Origin of the sequence: Thalassobius sp. MITS945101, from assembly GCF_047123305.1 — a bacterium.
Lineage (GTDB): Bacteria > Pseudomonadota > Alphaproteobacteria > Rhodobacterales > Rhodobacteraceae > Thalassobius.
The window spans coordinates 3047448-3066668 of record NZ_CP138918.1; the positions used below are offsets into that span (position 1 = coordinate 3047448).

18 protein-coding genes and 2 pseudogenes are annotated in these 19221 nt (G+C 60.5%); 13 read left to right on the forward strand and 7 right to left on the reverse strand.

The window, feature by feature from the left end; translation table 11 throughout:
* Nucleotides 1-17: 17 nt before the first annotated feature.
* Entirely contained in the window at nucleotides 18-1520 is a 1503-nt protein-coding gene (der, locus tag SIC14_RS15080) for a ribosome biogenesis GTPase Der (protein ID WP_412562740.1), read from the forward strand.
* Between the two features lie 189 nt (nucleotides 1521-1709).
* Here the strand turns inward: der and serS are convergent, their stop codons facing one another.
* On the reverse strand, nucleotides 1710-3002 hold the full coding sequence (serS, locus tag SIC14_RS15085; protein WP_412562741.1) for a serine--tRNA ligase: 1293 nt from the start codon (nucleotides 3000-3002) through the stop codon (nucleotides 1710-1712).
* A gap of 291 nt (nucleotides 3003-3293) precedes the next feature.
* On the opposite strand from serS, the gene yajC reads away from it, so the two are divergent.
* The 10 genes and pseudogenes from yajC (at nucleotide 3294) to SIC14_RS15135 (ending at nucleotide 10377) form a co-directional block, all read left to right on the forward strand.
* Nucleotides 3294-3578, forward strand: a complete 285-nt coding sequence (yajC, locus tag SIC14_RS15090) for a preprotein translocase subunit YajC (protein ID WP_412562742.1) — start codon at nucleotides 3294-3296, stop codon at nucleotides 3576-3578.
* Between the two features lie 65 nt (nucleotides 3579-3643).
* A pseudogene (gene secD / locus SIC14_RS15095) lies at nucleotides 3644-5309 on the forward strand (protein translocase subunit SecD).
* A gap of 2 nt (nucleotides 5310-5311) precedes the next feature.
* Nucleotides 5312-6282 (forward strand): annotated as a pseudogene (gene secF, locus SIC14_RS15100) (protein translocase subunit SecF).
* Entirely contained in the window at nucleotides 6275-7027 is a 753-nt protein-coding gene (locus SIC14_RS15105; protein ID WP_412562743.1) for a TSUP family transporter, read from the forward strand. The pseudogene secF and the gene SIC14_RS15105 overlap by 8 nt, the downstream one beginning before the upstream one ends.
* A gap of 24 nt (nucleotides 7028-7051) precedes the next feature.
* On the forward strand, nucleotides 7052-7405 hold the full coding sequence (locus tag SIC14_RS15110) for an Mth938-like domain-containing protein (protein WP_412562744.1): 354 nt from the start codon (nucleotides 7052-7054) through the stop codon (nucleotides 7403-7405).
* A gap of 169 nt (nucleotides 7406-7574) precedes the next feature.
* Complete coding sequence (ccmA, locus tag SIC14_RS15115; RefSeq protein WP_412562745.1) at nucleotides 7575-8192, forward strand: heme ABC exporter ATP-binding protein CcmA; 618 nt, start codon at nucleotides 7575-7577, stop codon at nucleotides 8190-8192.
* Nucleotides 8189-8845, forward strand: coding sequence for a heme exporter protein CcmB (gene ccmB / locus SIC14_RS15120; protein WP_412562746.1), 657 nt, complete (start codon nucleotides 8189-8191; stop codon nucleotides 8843-8845). The genes ccmA and ccmB overlap by 4 nt, the downstream gene beginning before the upstream one ends.
* A 92-nt stretch (nucleotides 8846-8937) precedes the next feature.
* A complete protein-coding gene (gene ccmC / locus SIC14_RS15125) occupies nucleotides 8938-9687 on the forward strand; it encodes a heme ABC transporter permease CcmC (protein WP_412562747.1) in 750 nt (249 codons plus the stop codon).
* Nucleotides 9684-9842, forward strand: coding sequence for a heme exporter protein CcmD (gene ccmD, locus SIC14_RS15130; protein WP_412565878.1), 159 nt, complete (start codon nucleotides 9684-9686; stop codon nucleotides 9840-9842). Before ccmC ends, ccmD begins: the two co-directional genes overlap by 4 nt.
* Nucleotides 9835-10377 (forward strand): DsbE family thiol:disulfide interchange protein, encoded by a 543-nt coding sequence (locus tag SIC14_RS15135; RefSeq protein WP_412562748.1) that lies wholly within the window; start codon nucleotides 9835-9837, stop codon nucleotides 10375-10377. Before ccmD ends, SIC14_RS15135 begins: the two co-directional genes overlap by 8 nt.
* Before the next feature lie 103 nt (nucleotides 10378-10480).
* Here the strand turns inward: SIC14_RS15135 and SIC14_RS15140 are convergent, their stop codons facing one another.
* Nucleotides 10481-10909 (reverse strand): winged helix-turn-helix transcriptional regulator, encoded by a 429-nt coding sequence (locus SIC14_RS15140; protein ID WP_412562749.1) that lies wholly within the window; start codon nucleotides 10907-10909, stop codon nucleotides 10481-10483.
* 77 nt (nucleotides 10910-10986) lie between these two features.
* On the opposite strand from SIC14_RS15140, the gene SIC14_RS15145 reads away from it, so the two are divergent.
* Nucleotides 10987-11886 carry an SDR family oxidoreductase gene (locus tag SIC14_RS15145; protein WP_412562750.1) on the forward strand — a complete coding sequence of 300 codons (900 nt, stop codon included), beginning with the start codon at nucleotides 10987-10989 and terminating at the stop codon, nucleotides 11884-11886.
* Between the two features lie 295 nt (nucleotides 11887-12181).
* Here the strand turns inward: SIC14_RS15145 and acnA are convergent, their stop codons facing one another.
* A complete protein-coding gene (gene acnA / locus SIC14_RS15150; RefSeq protein WP_412562751.1) occupies nucleotides 12182-14869 on the reverse strand; it encodes an aconitate hydratase AcnA in 2688 nt (895 codons plus the stop codon).
* Between the two features lie 258 nt (nucleotides 14870-15127).
* Between acnA and SIC14_RS15155 the strand changes: the two genes are divergently transcribed.
* Nucleotides 15128-15841, forward strand: coding sequence for a DUF1223 domain-containing protein (locus SIC14_RS15155; RefSeq protein WP_412562752.1), 714 nt, complete (start codon nucleotides 15128-15130; stop codon nucleotides 15839-15841).
* Nucleotides 15842-15844: 3 nt separating this feature from the next.
* On the opposite strand, the gene SIC14_RS15160 is transcribed toward SIC14_RS15155, so the two are convergent.
* The 4 genes from SIC14_RS15160 to SIC14_RS15175 form a co-directional block, all read right to left on the reverse strand.
* Nucleotides 15845-16732, reverse strand: coding sequence for a lysophospholipid acyltransferase family protein (locus SIC14_RS15160; RefSeq protein WP_412562753.1), 888 nt, complete (start codon nucleotides 16730-16732; stop codon nucleotides 15845-15847).
* Between the two features lie 2 nt (nucleotides 16733-16734).
* Entirely contained in the window at nucleotides 16735-17604 is an 870-nt protein-coding gene (locus tag SIC14_RS15165) for a DMT family transporter (protein WP_412562754.1), read from the reverse strand.
* Nucleotides 17605-17782: 178 nt separating this feature from the next.
* On the reverse strand, nucleotides 17783-18865 hold the full coding sequence (locus SIC14_RS15170; RefSeq protein ID WP_412562755.1) for a FliG C-terminal domain-containing protein: 1083 nt from the start codon (nucleotides 18863-18865) through the stop codon (nucleotides 17783-17785).
* Between the two features lie 75 nt (nucleotides 18866-18940).
* Nucleotides 18941-19102 carry a hypothetical protein gene (locus tag SIC14_RS15175; RefSeq protein WP_412562756.1) on the reverse strand — a complete coding sequence of 54 codons (162 nt, stop codon included), beginning with the start codon at nucleotides 19100-19102 and terminating at the stop codon, nucleotides 18941-18943.
* Between the last annotated feature and the right edge of the window lie 119 nt (nucleotides 19103-19221).

A 19221-nucleotide genomic window follows, 5' to 3' on the forward strand; every position in this document is an offset into this window, starting at 1 on the left:
CGTCCGGAGCCAGTGAGATGAGCTTTACCCTTGCCATTGTGGGCCGTCCCAACGTTGGGAAATCCACACTTTTCAACCGCTTAGTCGGCAAAAAACTGGCTTTGGTCGATGACCAGCCGGGGGTGACCCGTGACCTGCGCGAAGGCGATGCCCGTCTGGGCCACCTGCGATTCACCATCATCGACACCGCCGGCCTGGAAGAGGCCACCGACGACAGCCTGCAGGGCCGGATGCGCCGCCTGACAGAGCGGGCGGTGGATATGGCGGATGTCTGCCTCTTTATGGTCGATGCCCGCACCGGCATCACGCCCACCGATGAAATGTTTGCAGATATCCTGCGCAAACGCGCCGATAAGGTGATCCTTGCTGCCAACAAGGCCGAGGGCAAAGCGGGCGACGCCGGTGTGATCGAGGCCTATAGCCTTGGCCTTGGCGAACCGCTGCGCCTTTCGGGCGAACACGGCGAAGGCATGGGCGAGCTGATGCATATCCTGCAGCCTATCGCGGATGAGTTCGAAGAACGCGCCGCGCTGCACGCGCCTGAAACCGATGTCGACGTCGAAATGGACGACGACGAAGAAGAGGTGCTGGACGAACACGGCAACCCGATCACCTACCGTCTGCCGACCTTCGACAAACCGATGCAGATCGCCGTGGTGGGCCGCCCGAACGCAGGCAAATCCACCCTGATCAACAAGATCCTCGGTGAAGACCGCCTGCTGACCGGCCCCGAGGCCGGGATCACCCGTGACGCCATCTCTCTGACCATTGACTGGGGTGGCCTGCCGGTGCGGATCTGGGACACCGCCGGCATGCGCAAACGCGCCAAGGTGCAGGATAAGGTCGAAAAACTCTCGGTCTCTGATGGGCTGCGCGCAGTGAAATTCGCCGAGGTGGTGATTGTGCTCTTGGATGCCGCCATTCCCTTTGAACAGCAGGACCTGCGCATCGCCGATCTGGCGGAACGTGAAGGCCGCGCCGTGATCATCGCGGTGAACAAATGGGACATCGAGGACGAGAAACAGGACAAGCTGAAGGCGCTGAAGGAAAGCTTCGACCGCCTGCTGCCGCAGCTGCGCGGCGCGCCGCTGATCACCGTTTCCGCCAAAACCGGCCGCGGCCTCAACCGCCTGCAGGATGCGGTGGAACGGGCCTATGACGTCTGGAACCGCCGTGTCTCAACCGCGAAGCTGAACCGCTGGCTGACAGCGATGACCGAACAGCACCCGCCGCCGGCTCCGGCAGGCCGCCGCATCAAGCTGCGCTATATGACCCAGGCCAAAACCCGCCCGCCGGGGTTTGTGGTCATGTGTTCGCTGCCAGAGAAGCTGCCTGACAGCTATTCCCGCTATCTTGTCAACGGCTTGCGCGAAGACTTCGACATGCCCGGCACGCCGATCCGCCTGACCATGCGCGGGCAGGGGGACAAGAACCCCTATAAGAACAAAAAAGACAAAAAGCCCGGCGCGCTTGGCAAGCACCTGAACAAAAAACGCGGCCTACCCCGCGGTTCGCACTAAACAAAATTCAATTGGGCGCCCTTCGGGGCGCTCTTTTTGTCTCGGACCTTCGGTCCTCGGGCATGCCTGCGGCGCGAGTATTTGGAGAACGTTGAAAGCGGCTTTCATCTTGCCGAAAATACTCTGGCGCGCAGCGCCACAAAAAAGGGGCCCAGCGGGCCCCTTCAGCGTTTAGACTGTCTGGTCGGTTCAGACCAATGCACCCTCGGCGCTGAGTTTGGTTTTGCCACCCAGATAGGGGTGCAGCGCGGCGGGAAGGTTGACCGAGCCGTCTTCTTGCTGACCGTTCTCCAGCACCGCAATCAGGGCGCGCCCCACGGCCAGGCCGGAGCCATTCAGCGTATGCACAAATTCAGGCTTGCCGCCGGCGGCGGGTTTGAACCGGGCGTTCATCCGGCGGGCCTGGAAATCCCCCGCGACCGAGACCGAGGAGATCTCGCGGTATTTGTTTTGACCGGGCAGCCAAACCTCCAGATCGTGGGTTTTGATCATGCCAAAGCCCATATCACCCGAACATAGCACCACGGTGCGATAGGGCAGGCCCAGTTTTTCCAGGATTGCCTCGGCGCAGCTGGTCATGCGGTCATGCTCTTCCATCGATTTCTCGGGGTGCACGATGGAAACCATTTCGACCTTTTCAAACTGGTGCTGGCGCAGCATGCCCGAGGTGTCGCGGCCAGCGCTGCCCGCTTCCGAGCGGAAACACTGGGTGTGGGCGCAGAAACGCAGCGGCAGGCTGGCCTCCTCCACGGTTTCGCCGTTAACGATGTTGGTCAGTGTCACCTCAGCGGTTGGGACCAGCCACCAGCCGTCTTCGGTCTTGTAGCTGTCTTCGCCAAATTTCGGCAGCTGGCCGGTGCCATACATCATCTCTTCGCGCACCAGCACAGGGGTCCAGGTTTCCTGCAGCCCGTGTTCGTCGATATGGGTGTCCAGCATCATCTGCGCCAGCGCGCGGTGCACCCGGGCAACGCCTTTGGATAGGACCACAAAGCGCGAGCCCGAAAGCTTGGCGGCGGTTTCAAAGTCCATGCCCGGCTGCACACCTGACAGCTCAAAGTGTTCCTTTGGGGTAAAAGTGAACTCGCGCGGGGTGCCCCAGTGGCGCACCTCAACGTTGTCCTCTTCATCCGCGCCGTCAGGCACATCGGCGTGCAGGCCATTGGGCAGGCCCATCAGCAGGTCCGTGAGCTGGGCGTCCAGCTCCTTGGCTTCGGTCTGCATCGCGGCCACTTCGGCCTTTTTCTCACCGACCAGAGCGCGCAGCCGTTCAAATTCGGTCTCGTCGCCCTTGGCTTTGGCAGCGCCAACCTCTTTGGCGGCCTTTTTCTGGTCCGACTGGGCGGTTTCTGCAGCCAGGATCTTGGCGCGGCGCGCTTCGTCCAGCTTTAGCACCTCTGATGACATCGGTGCGGCCCCCCGGCGGGCCAGACCGGCGTCAAAGGCCTCTGGGTTTTCGCGGATCGCTTTGATGTCATGCATGGGTTTGCTCCTTTAACCGGAATCATTCTTCAACTCCGGCGTTATTGCTGATTTTCACCAAGGTGGAAAGCAATCATCGCGCCATCTTGGCGGGAACCATAGGGCCTGTGGATCGCCTGCATCTATGGACAAGCTGTCACCAAGCTGTCGCTTTGCCGCCCCAAGGCCTGCAAACCCGTGCAAAACCACCCGTCACTGCCGCAAGCCGCCTTGCAAAACACCGTTGGCGCACATAGGTTCCCTGCCAAATCGCGGGTGATCCCGCAGCACTTACAAAGGACAAGAAAGACAATGGAAGCCTTCGGCCAGTTCATCCCCCTCATCCTCATCTTCGGCATCATGTATTTCCTGCTGATCCGTCCGCAGCAGAAGAAGATGAAAGAGCATCAAGGCATGGTGAACGCCCTGCGTCGCGGGGACAAGGTGATCACCCAGGGCGGGTTGATCGGCAAGGTTTCCAAGGTCAAAGACGACGCCAACGAGATCGAAGTTGAACTGGCCGAAGGTGTCAAGGTTCAGGTTGTGCGTTCGACCATCGCCTCGGTTGTCAGCAAGACCGAACCGGCCGAAGGCTGATCCAACCCGGAAGACCGGCCCGTGGGTTCCGCCCGCGGGCCTTTTGTTTTTGAAAGCGAATTCACATGCTTCAGATTGATTTATGGAAACGGGTTCTGATCTGGGCGGTCTGTGCGCTTGGCATCCTGTTTGCCATGCCGAACGGGTTTTACACCCGTGTCGAAACCCACAATGACGCTACCGCCGCACTGGAGGCCGGGGCCTCTGGCAATGGTCTGGGAGAGCAGGCGGCACAATGGCCGTCGTTCCTGCCGTCCTCTCTGGTCAATCTGGGCCTGGACCTGCGCGGCGGCGCCCATCTGTTGGCCGAAGTTCAGGTCGCCGATGTCTATGAAAGCCGGCTCGAGGCCATGTGGCCGGAAGTGCGGGACCTCCTGCGTGAAGAGCGTGATGAGGTCGGCACCATCCGTCTGCAAAAGACCGACGGTCCCGAGCTGCGGGTGCGTCTGAACCAGAAACCTGAGATGGCCAGCCGTGCCGCCGAACTGGTGCGCGAACTGGCGCGCCCCGTGGTCAGCCTGACCGGCGCTGGTGCCACCGACATCGAAGTTTCGGTGGACGGCGCAGACATCGTTGTCACCCTCTCCGAGGCAGAACGTGTTGCCACAGATGAGCGCACCGTGGCGCAATCGCTGGAAATCATCCGTCGCCGGATCGACGAGGTTGGCACCCGTGAACCGACAATCCAGCGTCAGGGCGCGGACCGGATCCTTATTCAGGTGCCGGGCATTGGCTCGGCCTCTGAACTGAAAGCGATCATTGGCACCACGGCGCAGCTGACCTTCCAGCCGGTTGTCACCCGTACCTCCAACGCCGATATGCCGGCGGGCGCGGGCAATGAGTTGCTGCCGTCGCTGGACACCGAAGGGGAATACTACATTCTGGAACAGGCCCCTGTGGTCACAGGCGATGAGCTGGTGGACGCGCAGCCTGCCTTTGATCAGAACGGCCGTCCTGCCGTGAACTTCCGGTTCAACACTGCGGGCGCGCGCAAGTTTGGCGACTATACCGCTGAAAACATTGGCAACCCCTTTGCGATTGTTCTGGATGCTGAGGTCATTTCAGCCCCCGTCATCCAGTCGCATATCCCGGGTGGATCTGGCATCATCACCGGTGACTTCACCGTGGAAGAAAGCACCAATCTGGCGGTTCTGCTGCGTGCGGGTGCATTGCCTGCGGGGCTGGAGTTCCTGGAAGAGCGGACCATTGGTCCGGAACTGGGCGCTGACAGCATCGAGGCGGGTAAGCTGGCCTGTATCGTGGCCTTCACCGCGGTGCTGATCTTTATGGTGCTGAGCTACGGCCTGTTTGGTCTGTTTGCCAATGTTGCATTGCTGATCAACGTGGCGCTGATCTTTGGCGCGCTAAGCCTTATTGGTGGCACGCTGACCCTGCCGGGCATCGCCGGTATCGTTCTGACCATCGGCATGGCGGTGGACGCCAATGTGCTGGTGTTTGAACGGGTCCGCGAAGAGCTGCGCACCGCCAAAGGTCCGGCCCGCGCGATTGAGCTGGGCTATGACCGGGCGCTGTCGGCGATTATCGACGCCAACATCACAACTTTCATCATTGCTGTGATCCTTTTTGTCATGGGCTCTGGCCCGGTCAAAGGTTTTGCGATCACGCTGGGCCTCGGGATCATGACCTCGGTCTTCACCGCGATCTTCGTGACGCGGTTGCTGATCGTGATGTGGTTCGAACGTAAAACGCCCCAAAACCATCGAGGTCTGATCATGCGTCTGAGACTGTTTAACGAAGTCCCCAACTACGACTTCTTCCGCCTGCGCAAGCTGACCATGGGCCTGTCGATTGTGGCGGTCATCGCCTCGATCCTGGCCTGGCTGCTGATCGGCCTCAACTTCGGCATCGACTTCCGCGGTGGCACCACCATCCGGACGCAGGCCGAAACCTCTGTGGATGTGGGCGCCTATCGCGGGCGCGCTGGAACCGCTGGGGCTGGGCGATGTGTCCATCACCGAAGTGTTCGATCCCTCGTTTGCCGAGGATGAACACGTCGCGATGATCCGCATTCAGGCCCAGGACGGGCAGGAAAGCGTCACCGAACAGGTGATCACCAAGATCGAGACGGCCCTGAAGGCGGTGGATCCCACCATCACCTTCCCGCTGGTCGAATCCGTGGGCCCCAAGGTGTCGGGGGAGCTGATCCAGACCGCAATCATCGCGGTTGCGGCGTCTCTGGCGGCGATCCTGTTCTACATCTGGCTGCGTTTTGAATGGCAGTTCTCGGTCGGGGCCGTGGCGGCACTGGCGCATGACGTGATCCTGACCATCGGCATCTTCTCGGTGCTGCAGATCCGGTTTGAACTGGCCACCATCGCGGCCCTGCTGACCATCATCGGCTATTCGATCAACGACACCGTGGTGATCTTTGACCGCCTGCGCGAAAACCTGATCAAGTATAAGGTGAAACCGCTGACCGAGCTGATGAACCTCACCGTGAACGAAACCCTGAGCCGGACCATCATGACCTCGGGCACCACGCTTCTGGCACTGATTGCGCTTCTGACGCTGGGTGGCGATGTTGATCCGCGGCTTTGTGTTTGCGATTACATGGGGTGTGATCGTCGGGACCTATTCGTCGGTCTATGTGGCGAAAAACGTGGTTTTGATGCTCGGCGTAAAACGCGACTGGTCCAAGCCGGACAACACCACAGGCAACCAGTTCGGGAACGTAGATGCCTGACGCTTTGAGTGCAGTGCTGGCCTTTGACGGGCTGGCCTGGCTCTGTGCAGGGGTATTTTTGGCAGGGGCGGTGCGGGGCTTTTCAGGCTTCGGCGCCGCCCTTGTTTATATGCCCATTGCAGGCCAGTTCATGCCGCCGGTCTGGGCGCTGATTACCCTTGTGGTGATGGAGGTCTTTGGCCCGATCCCCAACCTGCCCAGTGCCTGGCGGGTGGCCGATCTGGGTCAGGTCAGCCGCATTGCGCTTGGCGGCGCGGTGGCGCTGCCGATCGGCCTGGCGGTGTTGCTTGCGGTGGAGCCTGAGGTGTTTCGCTACGCAGTGAGCGCCATTGCGCTGGCTGTGCCTTTCCTGCTGGTCAGCGGGCTGCGCCTGACCGGACCGATCACCCGTCCACTGCAATATGGCACCGGCGTGATGTCCGGCTTTATTGGCGGTGTGGCGGGGCTGCCGGGGCCGCCTGTAATCCTGCTTTATATGGCCTCCACCACGCCCGCGGCGGTGATCCGTGCCAATATCATGCTTTACCTGGTGGCGGTGGATCTGGCGCTGATCGCGATCCTGACGCTTCAGGGCGAAATGGTGCTGACCGCCGTGTGGCTGGGGCTGTTTCTGGCGATTCCGAATCTGCTGGGAAATCTGGCCGGAGCCGCTATGTTCCGTCCCGAACGCCAGCGGCTTTACCGCATCTTTGGCTACGGGGTGATGATCGCCGTGGGCCTCAGCGGATTGCCAATATGGGACTGACCCTGCCACCTGAGGAGGCCCGCCATGCAGCTGAACGAAGTGAAGTTTGACGACGCCGTGCCGGTTGATGGCTATGGTCCCGGCTTTTTCCGCATTGGCGGCGAGGTGCTGCAGGGGGCAGTGATCGTAACCGAAAAACAGGCCCGCCAATGGGCGGGTCTGGAAGACCCGGACGCCCTGAAGGCCCTGGCGGCTGAGGCGGATGTGATTTTTGTCGGGATGGGGGCGGAAGTTGCGTTTCTGCCCAAAGCCTTGCGTGAAGAGCTTGACGCGATGGGGGTAGGGGTCGAGGTGATGTCCTCCCCTTCGGCCTGCCGGACTTACAACGTGCTGATCTCGGAAGGGCGGCGCGTGGCCCTGGCGGCGCTGCCTGTTTGAGCCAGGGCGCATTGGGGGCTTTGCCCCGTCCGCCTGCAGCGGACTCCCCAGGATATTTTTGCCAAGAAGAAGCCGGAAGACCCCCGCCGACTGATCGAAGTCAAACCCCCCGGTGCGAAAAGACGTTAAGGCGCTTTGCGAAGTGCGAACAATGGGATAGGACAATTTCATGGACTTGAATGTGTCAGATCTGACCGTGGCCCGTGGTGGCATTGCGGTGCTGGAAGGGGTGAGTTTTGCGGTGTCCGCCGGCGAGGCTCTTGTGCTGCGTGGGCCTAATGGGATTGGCAAGACCACCCTACTGCGCACGGTGGCCGGTTTGCAGCCGGCGGTGGCGGGGAGGGTCAATCTGGACCGTGAACAGATGGCTTATGCCGGTCATGCCGATGGTATTAAGGCGCCGCTGACGGTGGCGGAGAACCTGACCTTCTGGGCCGCGGTCTTTGGCACCGGTTCGATTGAGAACGCCTTACAGGCCTTTGATCTGGAACCGCTTTTGGATCGCCCCGCCGGGGCGCTTTCGGCGGGGCAGAAGCGGCGGCTGGGGCTGGCGCGAATGGTGGTGACGGGCCGACCTGTCTGGGTGATGGATGAACCCACCGTGTCGCTGGACGCCAGCGCGGTGAAACTGTTTGCCGAGGCTGTGCGCCGCCATCTGGCGGGCGGTGGTCTGGCCCTGTTGGCAACCCATATCGATTTGGGGCTGAGCGAGGCCCGTGTGCTGGAGGTGGGACCGTTCAAAGCCACGCCACCGGCCCTCGACGATTTTGACGGAGCGTTTCTGTGATTGCCCTTTTGATGCGTGATCTGCGGCTGGCCATTCGGGCGGGCGGAGGCTTTGGCCTAGGGCTGGCGTTTTTCCTGATTGTGGTGGTGCTGGTGCCCTTTGGGGTTGGGCCGAACTCGGGCCTGTTGAGCAAAATTGCACCGGGCATCCTGTGGCTGGGGGCCTTGCTGTCCTGCCTGTTGTCTTTGGACCGCATTCTGGCGCTCGATTGGGAAGATGGGTCCTTGGATCTGCTGGCCACTGCGCCACTGCCGCTGGAGGCGATTGTGACGGTGAAGGCCCTGGCACATTGGCTGACCACGGGGTTGCCGCTGGTGCTGGCAGCGCCGGTCTTTGGCCTGTTGCTGAACCTGCCTACGGCGGGATACGGGCCGTTGGTGATCTCGCTCCTGATCGGGACACCGGCGCTCAGTGTGATCGGCACCTTTGGCGCCGCACTGACGGTGGGGTTGAAACGGGGGGGGCTGTTGTTGAGCCTGCTGGTGCTGCCGCTTTATGTGCCGACGTTGATTTTCGGCGCGGAAATGGCGCGCCGCTCCATTGACGGGCTGGAGGCGACCACGCCGCTGTTGATGCTGGCGGGGATCACCTGTGCGGTGATTGCGCTGCTGCCATTTGCCTCAGCGGCAGTGTTGCGGGTGAACCTTAGATAGGACACACCTGCGGGGCGGCGGTGTCGCGGCAGGTGACGGGGATGTGAAAGACGCGCTCTTGCAATGGGCGCGAGGACGGATAGGAGAGGGACATGAGCTCGATCTGGGAATATGCCAACCCAAAGAAATTCATTGCGACCACCAACCGGCTGCTGCCCTGGGTGGCGGGGCTGGCGCTGGTGCTGACCACGGTCGGGCTGGTCTGGGGGTTTTTCTTTACGCCGGATGATTTCCGTCAGGGATCGACCGTAAAGATCATCTATATTCATGTGCCCTCGGCGATGATGGCGATCAACGCCTGGGCGATGATGCTGGTGACCTCGCTGATCTGGATCGTGCGGCGGCACCATGTCTCGGCGCTGGCAGCGCGGGCGGCGGCACCCATTGGTGCGGTGATGACGCTGATTGCCCTGGCCACCGGCGCGATCTGGGGCCAGCCGATGTGGGGCACTTGGTGGGAATGGGACCCTCGGCTGACCTCCTTCCTTATCCTGTTCCTGTTCTACCTTGGCTATATGGCGCTGTGGGCGGCGATCGAAAATGATGACACCGCTGCGGATCTGACCGCGATTCTGTGTCTGGTTGGCTCGGTCTTTGCGATCCTCAGCCGCTATGCCGTGAACTTCTGGAACCAGGGCCTGCATCAGGGCGCTTCGGTGCTGCGGGCGGGGGCTTTGGCCGGCGACACCGAAGAGCGTGTCAGCAATGTTTTTGCCACCCCATTGTTCATTTCGATGGCGGGCTTCCTGTTGCTGTTCGTGGCGCTGGTGTTCCTGCGCACCCAAACTGAAATTCGCGCCCGCCGGATGCGGGCGCTTCTGGCCCGTGAAAGGATGAGCTGATGCCTGATCTGGGGAAATACGCTGTTGAGGTGCTGTCGTCTTATGGCGTCTCCTTGGGGCTGCTCGCGGTGCTTGTGATTGCTTCGGTTCTGCGCGCGCGCAAGGTCAAAGCGCAGCTGGATGAGGTCGAAGCGCGGAGCAAACAAGATGGCTAAACTCAACCCTCTGATGATCCTGCCGCCGGTGATTTTTGGCGGCCTTGCGGTGATGTTCTATGTCGGCATGCAGCGGGAAAACCCGGATGAGCTGCCGACCGCGCTGGCGGGGCGCGAGGTGCCTGTGGTAGAGATCACACCGCTGGGCGATCTGCCGCTGTTTGATGAGGCCAAGCTGAAAGACGGCGAGGTCAAGCTGGTCAACTTCTGGGCCAGCTGGTGTGCGCCGTGCCGGGTTGAACACCCCAACCTTGAGGATCTGCGGGCGCAGGGCATTCCGGTTTACGGGGTGAACTACAAGGACAACCCACAGAACGCGCTAGATTTTCTGGCAGATCTTGGCAACCCCTATGAAGCGGTTGGCCAGGATGCCAATGGCCGTATGGCGCTGAACTGGGGCGTTTACGGTGTGCCGGAAACCTATGTGATTGACGGCGAAGGCCGGATTGTGACCCGCCATGCCGGACCGGTGACCCAACGGGTGATCGAGGCCACACTTGGCCCCGCGATAGAAAAGGCCCGCGCGGCGCAGTAAGCGTCAGTCACAGCGCATTGCAGACAAGAAACGCCTCCGCACTTCGGGGGCGTTTTCCTTTGGGGCAGGGGGCTGGCTGCCCAGATCGGAGCGGGGGAAGGGGTCAGCCCTTAGCGTCATAGGCCCCGCGGGCCTTGGTGATCAGCGCCTCTTGCTCTACTGCCCAGGTGGCCAGGCCAGTGACATGGGACAGCAACGATTGGCCCAGCGGGGTCAGGCTGTATTCCACCGTTGGTGGGCTGGTTGGCTGCACCTCGCGATGCACCAGCCCGTCCCGTTCCAGCCCGCGCAGGGTGACGGTGAGCATCCGTTGCGAAATTCCCTCTACAGCGCGCAGGAGCTGGCGAAACCGTTCCGTGCGACGGCCCAGACGCAGGATCACCAGCACCGACCATTTGTCGCCAATCCTGTCCAGGACATCGCGCACAGGGCAGGTGCCGGCAAAGTCATTCTGCACCCAGGTATCCACACCTGCGTTCATGTCTTCCACCACTTCGGGGGTTACTTCTGTGTGCCTATCTGACGGAATCATGCCTTCTTTTACACCTTTCAGCGAATCTCTATGTGGGTGGTTACCAATCGTAACCACCTTATCATGAGGAACCAGAGATGACAAAAGAAGTAGCCGTATTTGGCGCCACCGGCGCACAGGGCGCCCCCGTTGTAGAAGAGGCGCTGAAGGCAGGGCTGAAAGTCCGCGCCGTCGCCCGCAGCACCGCCTCCGTTGCCGCCCGCCACCCTGCGGCGCAGCCGGTTGCCGCCACCCTGGACGAACCCGAAGCGCTGGTTGCGGCACTGAGCGGTGTGGGCGCCGCCTTTGTGCATCTGCCCGCGCCCACTGATCCGGAAGCACCGCAACGCTGGCTTGGCAATCTGCTGGCTGCGGCAGGGGAGGCAGAACTGCCCCTGTTGGTCTATACCACCAGCGGTTCAACCGGTGAACGTTACCCCACCTCGATGATGAACCAAGGCTATATGGCTGCGCGGGATGCGATTCTGAATTCCGGTATTCCGGCCATTGTGCTGCAACCCACGATCTATCTGGAAAATCTGCAGATCCCCGGTTTCATGCCTGAACTGGCCGACAAAGGTGTGGTGGACTACCCGCCGCTGCGCCCGGAACAGCGGGTCAGCTGGACCTCGCACCGCGATCAGGCAATTGTTGCGGCTGCCGCCCTGCAACGCCCGGATCTGGCGGGGCAGGCGTTTGAGGTTGCGAGCCCCGGCCCCTTGCTGGGCGCAGAACTGGCAAAGGCCCTGTCAGGCTGGATCGACCGTCCGGCCAGCTTCCAGCCCAGCACACCCGAAGCTTTTGGCGCCCGGGTCGAAGAGGCGCTGCAGGCCCCGGGCATGGCGTTTGTGCTGAACGATTTCTACGGGGCACTGGTCCAGATGGAGCCTGAGGCAATGGTGATCGACACCGCCGCGCTGGAGGCCACGTTCGGCGTAGAATTGACCGCAGCCAAAGATCACATCGCCACCTGGGCCAAAGCTCCCGTCACCGCCTGATTGGGCCAGATCGAACTGGGGGTGCCCGGCAAAATTGCCGGGCGCTCTGTGCTTAAAAGGTTGCTGAAAAGAGGTACGCAAAAAAGGGCTTCAAGAAACCGGACCAGACGACCCTCTCCAATCGTATAGCCTATCCATTAGTACGACCTAACTGCCGGGATTTTAGCAATTGGGTTGTAAAAATAAGACCAATTTCCTGTGACATGTTGATGTCAGGTAGAAATTTGTGACCTCGCAAAACCAAAGGGCGCCCCGTGGGGCGCCCTTCGTTGTGGTGTGAAAAAGGGAAAAGCGATCAGCTTTTGGCCAGATTGCGCAGCACGTAGTGCAGCACGCCGCCGTTTTCGATGTATTCGACCTCTACCTCGGTATCGATCCGGCATTTCAGTTGGATCTCTTTCACCGTGCCATCCGCCATTGTGATGGTGCAGGGCACCTCTTGCAGCGGCGTGACGGTATCAAGGCCGGAGATGCTGACGGTTTCATCCCCCGTCAGGCCTAGCGTCGTGCGGCTGTCGCCACCGGTAAATTCTAAAGGAATCACCCCCATGCCGACCAGATTGGACCGGTGAATGCGCTCAAAGCTTTCGGCGATCACAGCCTTTACGCCCAACAGCGCGGTGCCCTTTGCCGCCCAGTCGCGGCTGGAGCCTGCGCCATATTGTTCGCCGCCAAAGACCACCAGCGGCGTGTCGGCCGCCTGATAGGCCATCGACGCCTCATAAACCGAAGTCTGCTGCCCGTCCGGTCCCTTGGTGTAGCCCCCCTCGACCCCATCAAGCATCTCATTCTTGACCCGGATATTGGCGAAGGTGCCGCGCATCATGATCTCATGGTTGCCGCGCCGCGATCCGTAAGAGTTAAACTCGCGCGGTTGCACCTGCCGATCCAACAGATACTGCCCTGCCGGTGTGGTGCTGGCAAAACTGCCCGCGGGCGAGATATGGTCGGTGGTGATCATATCCCCCAGCATCAACAGAACCTTGGCGCCTTCGACATTGCTGATGGAGCCCGGCTCCGTTCCCATGCCCTGAAAATAGGGTGGGTTCTGGATATAGGTTGAACTGGCGGGCCAGTCATAGACCTCTTGCTGTGGCACCTCAACGCCGCGCCATTTGTCATCCCCCTTGAAAACATCGGCGTATTTGCTGAGGAAAGCGTCGCGGGTCACGGTCTGTTCGACCAGTTCGGCGATTTCAGCGTTGCTGGGCCAGATGTCTTTCAGAAACACGTCCTTGCCCTCACGATCCTGCCCCAGCGGTTCCGCTGTCAGGTCGATGTTCATGTCCCCCGCCAGCGCATAGGCCACCACCAAAGGCGGCGAAGCCAGATAGTTTGCACGCACATCGGGGCTGATCCGTCCTTCGAAGTTGCGGTTACCGGAAAGCACAGCGGTGGCCACCAGATCGCCTTCGGCAATGGCGTCGGAAATCTCTTTCTGGATCGGGCCAGAGTTGCCGATACAGGTGGTGCAGCCGTATCCCACAAGGTTGAACCCGATGGCGTCCAGATCGTCCTGCAATCCCGCCTTTTCCAGATAATCCGTCACCACCTGAGACCCCGGCGCCAGTGAGGTCTTGACCCAGGGTTTGCGATCCAGCCCCCGTTCGCGGGCTTTGCGCGCCACCAGTCCGGCCCCAATCATCACATAGGGGTTAGAGGTGTTGGTGCAGGAGGTGATCGAAGCAATCACCACCTTGCCCGAGGACATAGCGTAATCTTCGCCTGCTACCGCCACGGATTTGTCCATCGGACGTTTGAAAGTCTCTGCCATCTCTGTGCCAAAGGCGGCGCTGGCGTCCGTCAGGGCGATATGATCCTGTGGCCGTTTCGGACCCGAGATCGCCGGCACAATGGTGCCCATGTCCAGCGCAAGCGTGGAGGTATAGACCGGATCATACTCCGCACCCCGCCAAAGCCCGTTTTCTTTTGCATAGGTTTCGACCAGCGCAATCCGATCCTCATCGCGCCCGGTCTGACGGAGATAGCGCAGGGTTTCGCCATCGATAGGGAAGAAGCCGCAGGTCGCACCATATTCCGGCGCCATATTGGCAATGGTGGCGCGATCCGCCAGCGGCAGATTGTCCAACCCGTCGCCGTAAAACTCAACAAACTTGCTGACAACCCCATGTTCACGCAGCATTTCCACCACTTTCAGCACCAGATCGGTCGCGGTGGTCCCCTCGACCATCTCTCCGGTCAGCTTGAAGCCCACCACCTCAGGGATCAGCATGGAAATCGGTTGCCCCAGCATCGCTGCCTCAGCCTCGATCCCGCCAACGCCCCAGCCCAGCACGGCCAAACCGTTCACCATGGTGGTGTGGCTGTCAGTGCCAACCAGCGTGTCGGGGTAGGCGACCATCTCACCGTTCTGGTCAGTGTCGGACCAGATGGTCTGCGCCAGATATTCCACGTTCACCTGATGGCAGATCCCAGTGCCTGGCGGCACCACGCGGAAATTGTTAAAGGCTGATTGCCCCCATTTCAGGAACTGGTAGCGTTCCATGTTGCGCTCATATTCACGGTCCACATTCATCTGGAACGCCCGCGGATTGCCGAATTCGTCAATCATCACGGAATGGTCAATGACAAGATCCACCGGGTTCAGCGGGTTGATCTTCTGCGCGTCGCCGCCCAGCCCCACAATGCCGTCCCGCATCGCCGCCAGATCGACCACAGCCGGCACACCGGTGAAATCCTGCATCAGCACGCGGGCCGGGCGATAGGCGATCTCGCGCGGGTTCTGCCCCCCCTGCGCGCCCCAGTCAGCAAAGGCTTTGATGTCCTCCAGTGACACCGTACGCCCGCCGTCCTCAAATCGCAGCATATTCTCAAGAACGACCTTCAAAGCCGCAGGAAGATTGGAAAAATCGCCAAGGCCTGCCTCTTGGGCAGCGGGAATAGAATAGTAAGAAAGGGTTTGGGAACCTGCGGTGACGGTCCGACGTGTCTTGGCGGAATCCTGTCCAACGGTAATGGGCATTTTGGCCTCCCTCGAAATGTGAAAAGGGTATTGCTGCGAAATTTCTGCCGCATCCGTTGCCCCCGATCAAGCGATCATTGCGCCGCCTCGGTGCGCAACCAGCGCGCAGCCCCTGCGCGTCTGTTCACAATTGTGACATTGCCGCCATGATCGCCGCTTGTGACAGTGGCCTCACCCTCTCGTGACACATCCTTGATTGGTCATTTCAATCCAATACCCCTAGAACGGAACAAAGATCATCGTTGGGGAACGAACCACATGCGCCAGATCGCATCTCTGCTCACTGCCGGCCTTGTTGCCGGACTTGCCTTTATCGGGGCCGCGCAGGCGGACGACCGCCCCGTTGTGGTGGAGCTTTACACCTCGCAGGGCTGTTCCTCCTGCCCACCCGCAGATGCCTATCTGGCGGATCTGGTCGGGCGCGAAGATGTGATCCCGCTGGCGCTGCATGTGGATTATTGGGACTATATCGGCTGGAAAGATGCCTTTGCCGATCCCCAATTCACCACCCGCCAGAAAGCCTATGCCGCCGCCGCCGGACGTCGTTCGATCTACACGCCGCAGATGATTGTGAACGGACAGGAACATGTTGTCGGCAACCACCCCAAGGATGTTGCCGCGCTGATCTCACGCCATGCCAGCCATGATGTACCGGTTGAGCTGACGTTGCAGCGTGCGGGCGATACCTTGCAAATTTTGGCTGTGCCGCAGGTCAAGCCACGCCGCACCGTGGTGCAGCTGGTGCGTTATATCCCGCAGCGCTCGGTGCAGATCCGGTCCGGCGAAAACGCTGGCCGGACAATCTCTTACGTCAATATCGTGACCTCATGGGAACGGCTGGATCACTGGGACATGCGTGCCCCGCTGACACTGTCGGCCAAGGTCAAAGGAACGGAGCCTGTGGTGGTGATCCTGCAAGAAGTCACCAAAAAGGGGCCAGGCCGCATCCTGAACGCCGCCCGGCTGCGTTAATCTTCAGCTTTTCCAGCGCCGGTGCACCCAGAACCATTGTTCGGGATGTTGCCGCACCATTGCCTCCAGCGCGTCGTTCATCGCCTGCGCCATCTCTTCAGCGGTGGAGTGCGGGATCTCTTCTTGGATAAGCGCCTTGAGGCTTAACCCATCAGGCTGACGAACACCAAAGACTGGCAGAACCAAGGCGTTGTATTTCAACGCCATTTCCGCAGCCGATAGGGTGGTCTTGGCCGGGTGACCAAAGAAGGTCAGGTCAGCCCCGTCGCCCACATGTTGGTCCACCAGTAGCGCAATGATACCGCCGCCGCGCAGGTATTTTACCATCTGCGCCAGCCCTTTGCGCCCGCGCGGGAAGGCCGGTTCCGCCACACCGCGGATCGCGTCTTCCCAATGGGCATTGAAATAGGCGTTGTCCAGCGGGCGAAACAGGGCGCCGACGGGGCTGAATTCGCGGCTGACCGTGGCCCGCACCGTGTCGTGGTTGCCAAAATGGCCGGACACCAGAATGACGGGTCGGCCCTCTGCATGGGCTTTTTGCAGCGCTGGCAGGCCTGGACCTTCGGGATGGGTGTCTGCCAGATGTGCCTTCAGGGCGGTGCCGGAATAGATTTCGATCAAGGTGCGGCCAAAGTTTTCAGGCACTTGTCGGCAGAGACGTTGTTTTTCGCCCTCCGGCAAGTCGGGCCAGACCAGGTCCAGATTGGCCCGCACCCGTTTGCGGTAGCCCAATGGCGGCGCCAGCACGCGGCCCATCAAGCCTCCCATCAGCCGCACCCGCAGCCCATAGGGCAGGGCCAAGGCCAGCTTCAATGGCGCGCTTAATACGGCGTTAGCCAGATAGGCACGCAGGCGCTTGGGAACGGGCTCTTTGGCCGGTGTGGCAGGCATGGTCAGCTCCGCTGTGGCTGCGCATCTTGTGCGTTTTCGCGGTGCCAGACATAGAGCCCGGACGCCACAATCACAAGGGCCCCCACAATGGTCCAGACATCCGGATATTCGTCAAAAAACAGCATGCCCCAGAGCGTCGCAAAGATCAGCCCCACATAGGCAAAAGGCGCCAGCATGCCCGCTTCCCCAAGGCTGAGGGATTTGATCAGCAGCAGTTGAGACACGGTGCCAAAAGTTGCCAGCAGGATCAGCAGTCCAAAGGCGGCCAGATCTAGTGGCTGCCAGTAAAACGGCACGATGCAACTCAGGATGAGGGCGCCAAAAGCCGCCGTGTAGAGCAGCGAGGTCCAGGGATCCTCCTTCATGCCAACATAGCGGGTCACCAGATTGTAGGCCGAATAACAGATCGCTGCGCCGAGCGGGAACAACGCGTAGGCCGAAAACACCCCGCTGCCCGGGCGAATAATGATCAAAGCCCCGATCAGCGAAACCGCAATACCCATCGCCCTGCGCGGACCAAGGGGTTCGCCCAGGAAAAGCGCCGCACCCAGGGTGATCAGCACCGGGTTCACATCCATAATCGCGGTTGCTTCCGCCAGGCCGATGTTGGAAATGCCGAAAAAGAAACAGCCCGTTGCGCCCATCAGGATGACCGACCGGAAAAACTGCAATCCGGGATAGCGGGTCCGTGCCACGGTTTTGAGCCGGGGCAAGACAATAAGAAAAACCATTACGGCCTGACCGGCATAGCGGGCCCAAATCGCCTGCACCGTGCCCACCCTTTGGCTCAGTTCCTTGGCGGTGGCGTCCATGGCTGCAAAAAAGAAGATGGCGGCGATCATTAAGAGGATGGCGGTGGATTTCTGCGTCATTTTGCCTGTAGCTCCCGGCCGGCCCGGGACAGGCGGCATCGTTTGGGGACCCGTCCCAGCAGCGGTTCCTGGTGGGTCTTTCAGTCCGACTTAGCGCAGAATTCCATATTTGTCATTGTCTTACGTTGGCCTGTCTCCTTGCGGTTTCGGGGCGTTTCGGGGCGTTTCGGGGCAGGGGTCAACCGATCGTGTCCTCCTTTTGTGAGCGCAGCGCAATCTCTCCGCGGGATTGTAGCGATTTGAGGGCAAGGATCACGGCATTCATCGCCGCCTCCGCATCTGTCGGGTCGGGCCGGGGGGCTTCCGAAATCTCCTCTTGCAGATTGGCTGCCATCCGATTGGACATATGGGACAAGAGAAATTCCGAAACATGGCCCAGCCCCTGGGTCGGCGCCGCTGCCAGAGCGGTGGCCAGCTGTTCTGGATCCACCTCTTTCACCAATTTCGGCACATCCAGCGGTGCAAGCCGGTTCACGATGTCCTGAAATGTGAAGATGTTGCGTCTGACTTCTGTGCCAAACTGCGCATCCTCTGCGATCAGTCCGTTTAACAGATCCTCCCGCGTTGCCGAGTTCGACAGGTTTAAAATCTCACCAAGGCGCTTTTCCGGGTCGTCCTTAAACGCGCGCTCTGGTTTGTTGTCCAATTGGCCGATCAGAGAAAACCCAATGCGATCAACCGCCTCTGGGGTGACGTTTCGGGTTTTGGACAGGGCGTAGCTTAGACGGCGGGCGACCTCCCCCGGCAGCACAGAGAGCACTTTGGCTGCCAGCTCCGTCTCAACTTTTGACAGGATGACCGCTGAAATCTCCGAACTCTCGGCCTCCAGAACCTCAATCAGCTCTTCCGGTGTCAGGGTGTTGATCCGCTGCCATGGGTCGCCATCCTGGCGGATCCCGGCCTGTTTGCGCAACTGCGCGACGCTGCGCGGGGTGATGCGATCCTCCATCAGCTGCAGCGCAGCACTTAGATCGCGTGGAAAGGTCACCCCAAGCTGTTCCAGCTCCTCCGCAAATTCCGCAACCACCAGGGCCAAGGTGGTCCTGTCCACCGGCTGCATCTGGCCCATGAGCGTGGTCAGCTGCACCTGCAGATCCACCGGCAAGTCAGACAGGCGGATGTCACTGCCCTCTTCCAAAAGGAACCGGACAACCACAGCGGCTTTTTGCTGCTGGTTGAGGAAAAATTGCGGGGCCTTTGGGTGTACTGTACCGGGCGGTGGCACAGCCGTCAGGTCGATGAGATCGTTTGGGGCAGTCATATTCCGGTCCACTGTTCAGGGGCTCTCGCCCAAACAGTCGATCACAGAGAGATTAAGACAGGGTTAAAAGACGCCTCAGCCGGTGACTTTTACACAGGATCGGGTGGTTTCGTCCCAGATTGTGCCCTCGATACAGGTCATGGCCTGCTGGTTGCTATGGGCACCCGAGCATCCTCCGGCAAGAGCAATCATTGGGGTCACGGTCAAAAGCGCTGCAATTACAAAAGTTCGAAACATGGGGGCCTCCACTTAGGATAGCCGATCTTAGCACAAATGGCCCTTATTATTAAGTCGCCCATAAAAACGCCCCTCGTTTGCCAGAAACGAGGGGCGATGTTCACAGAATCTTAGGGTTT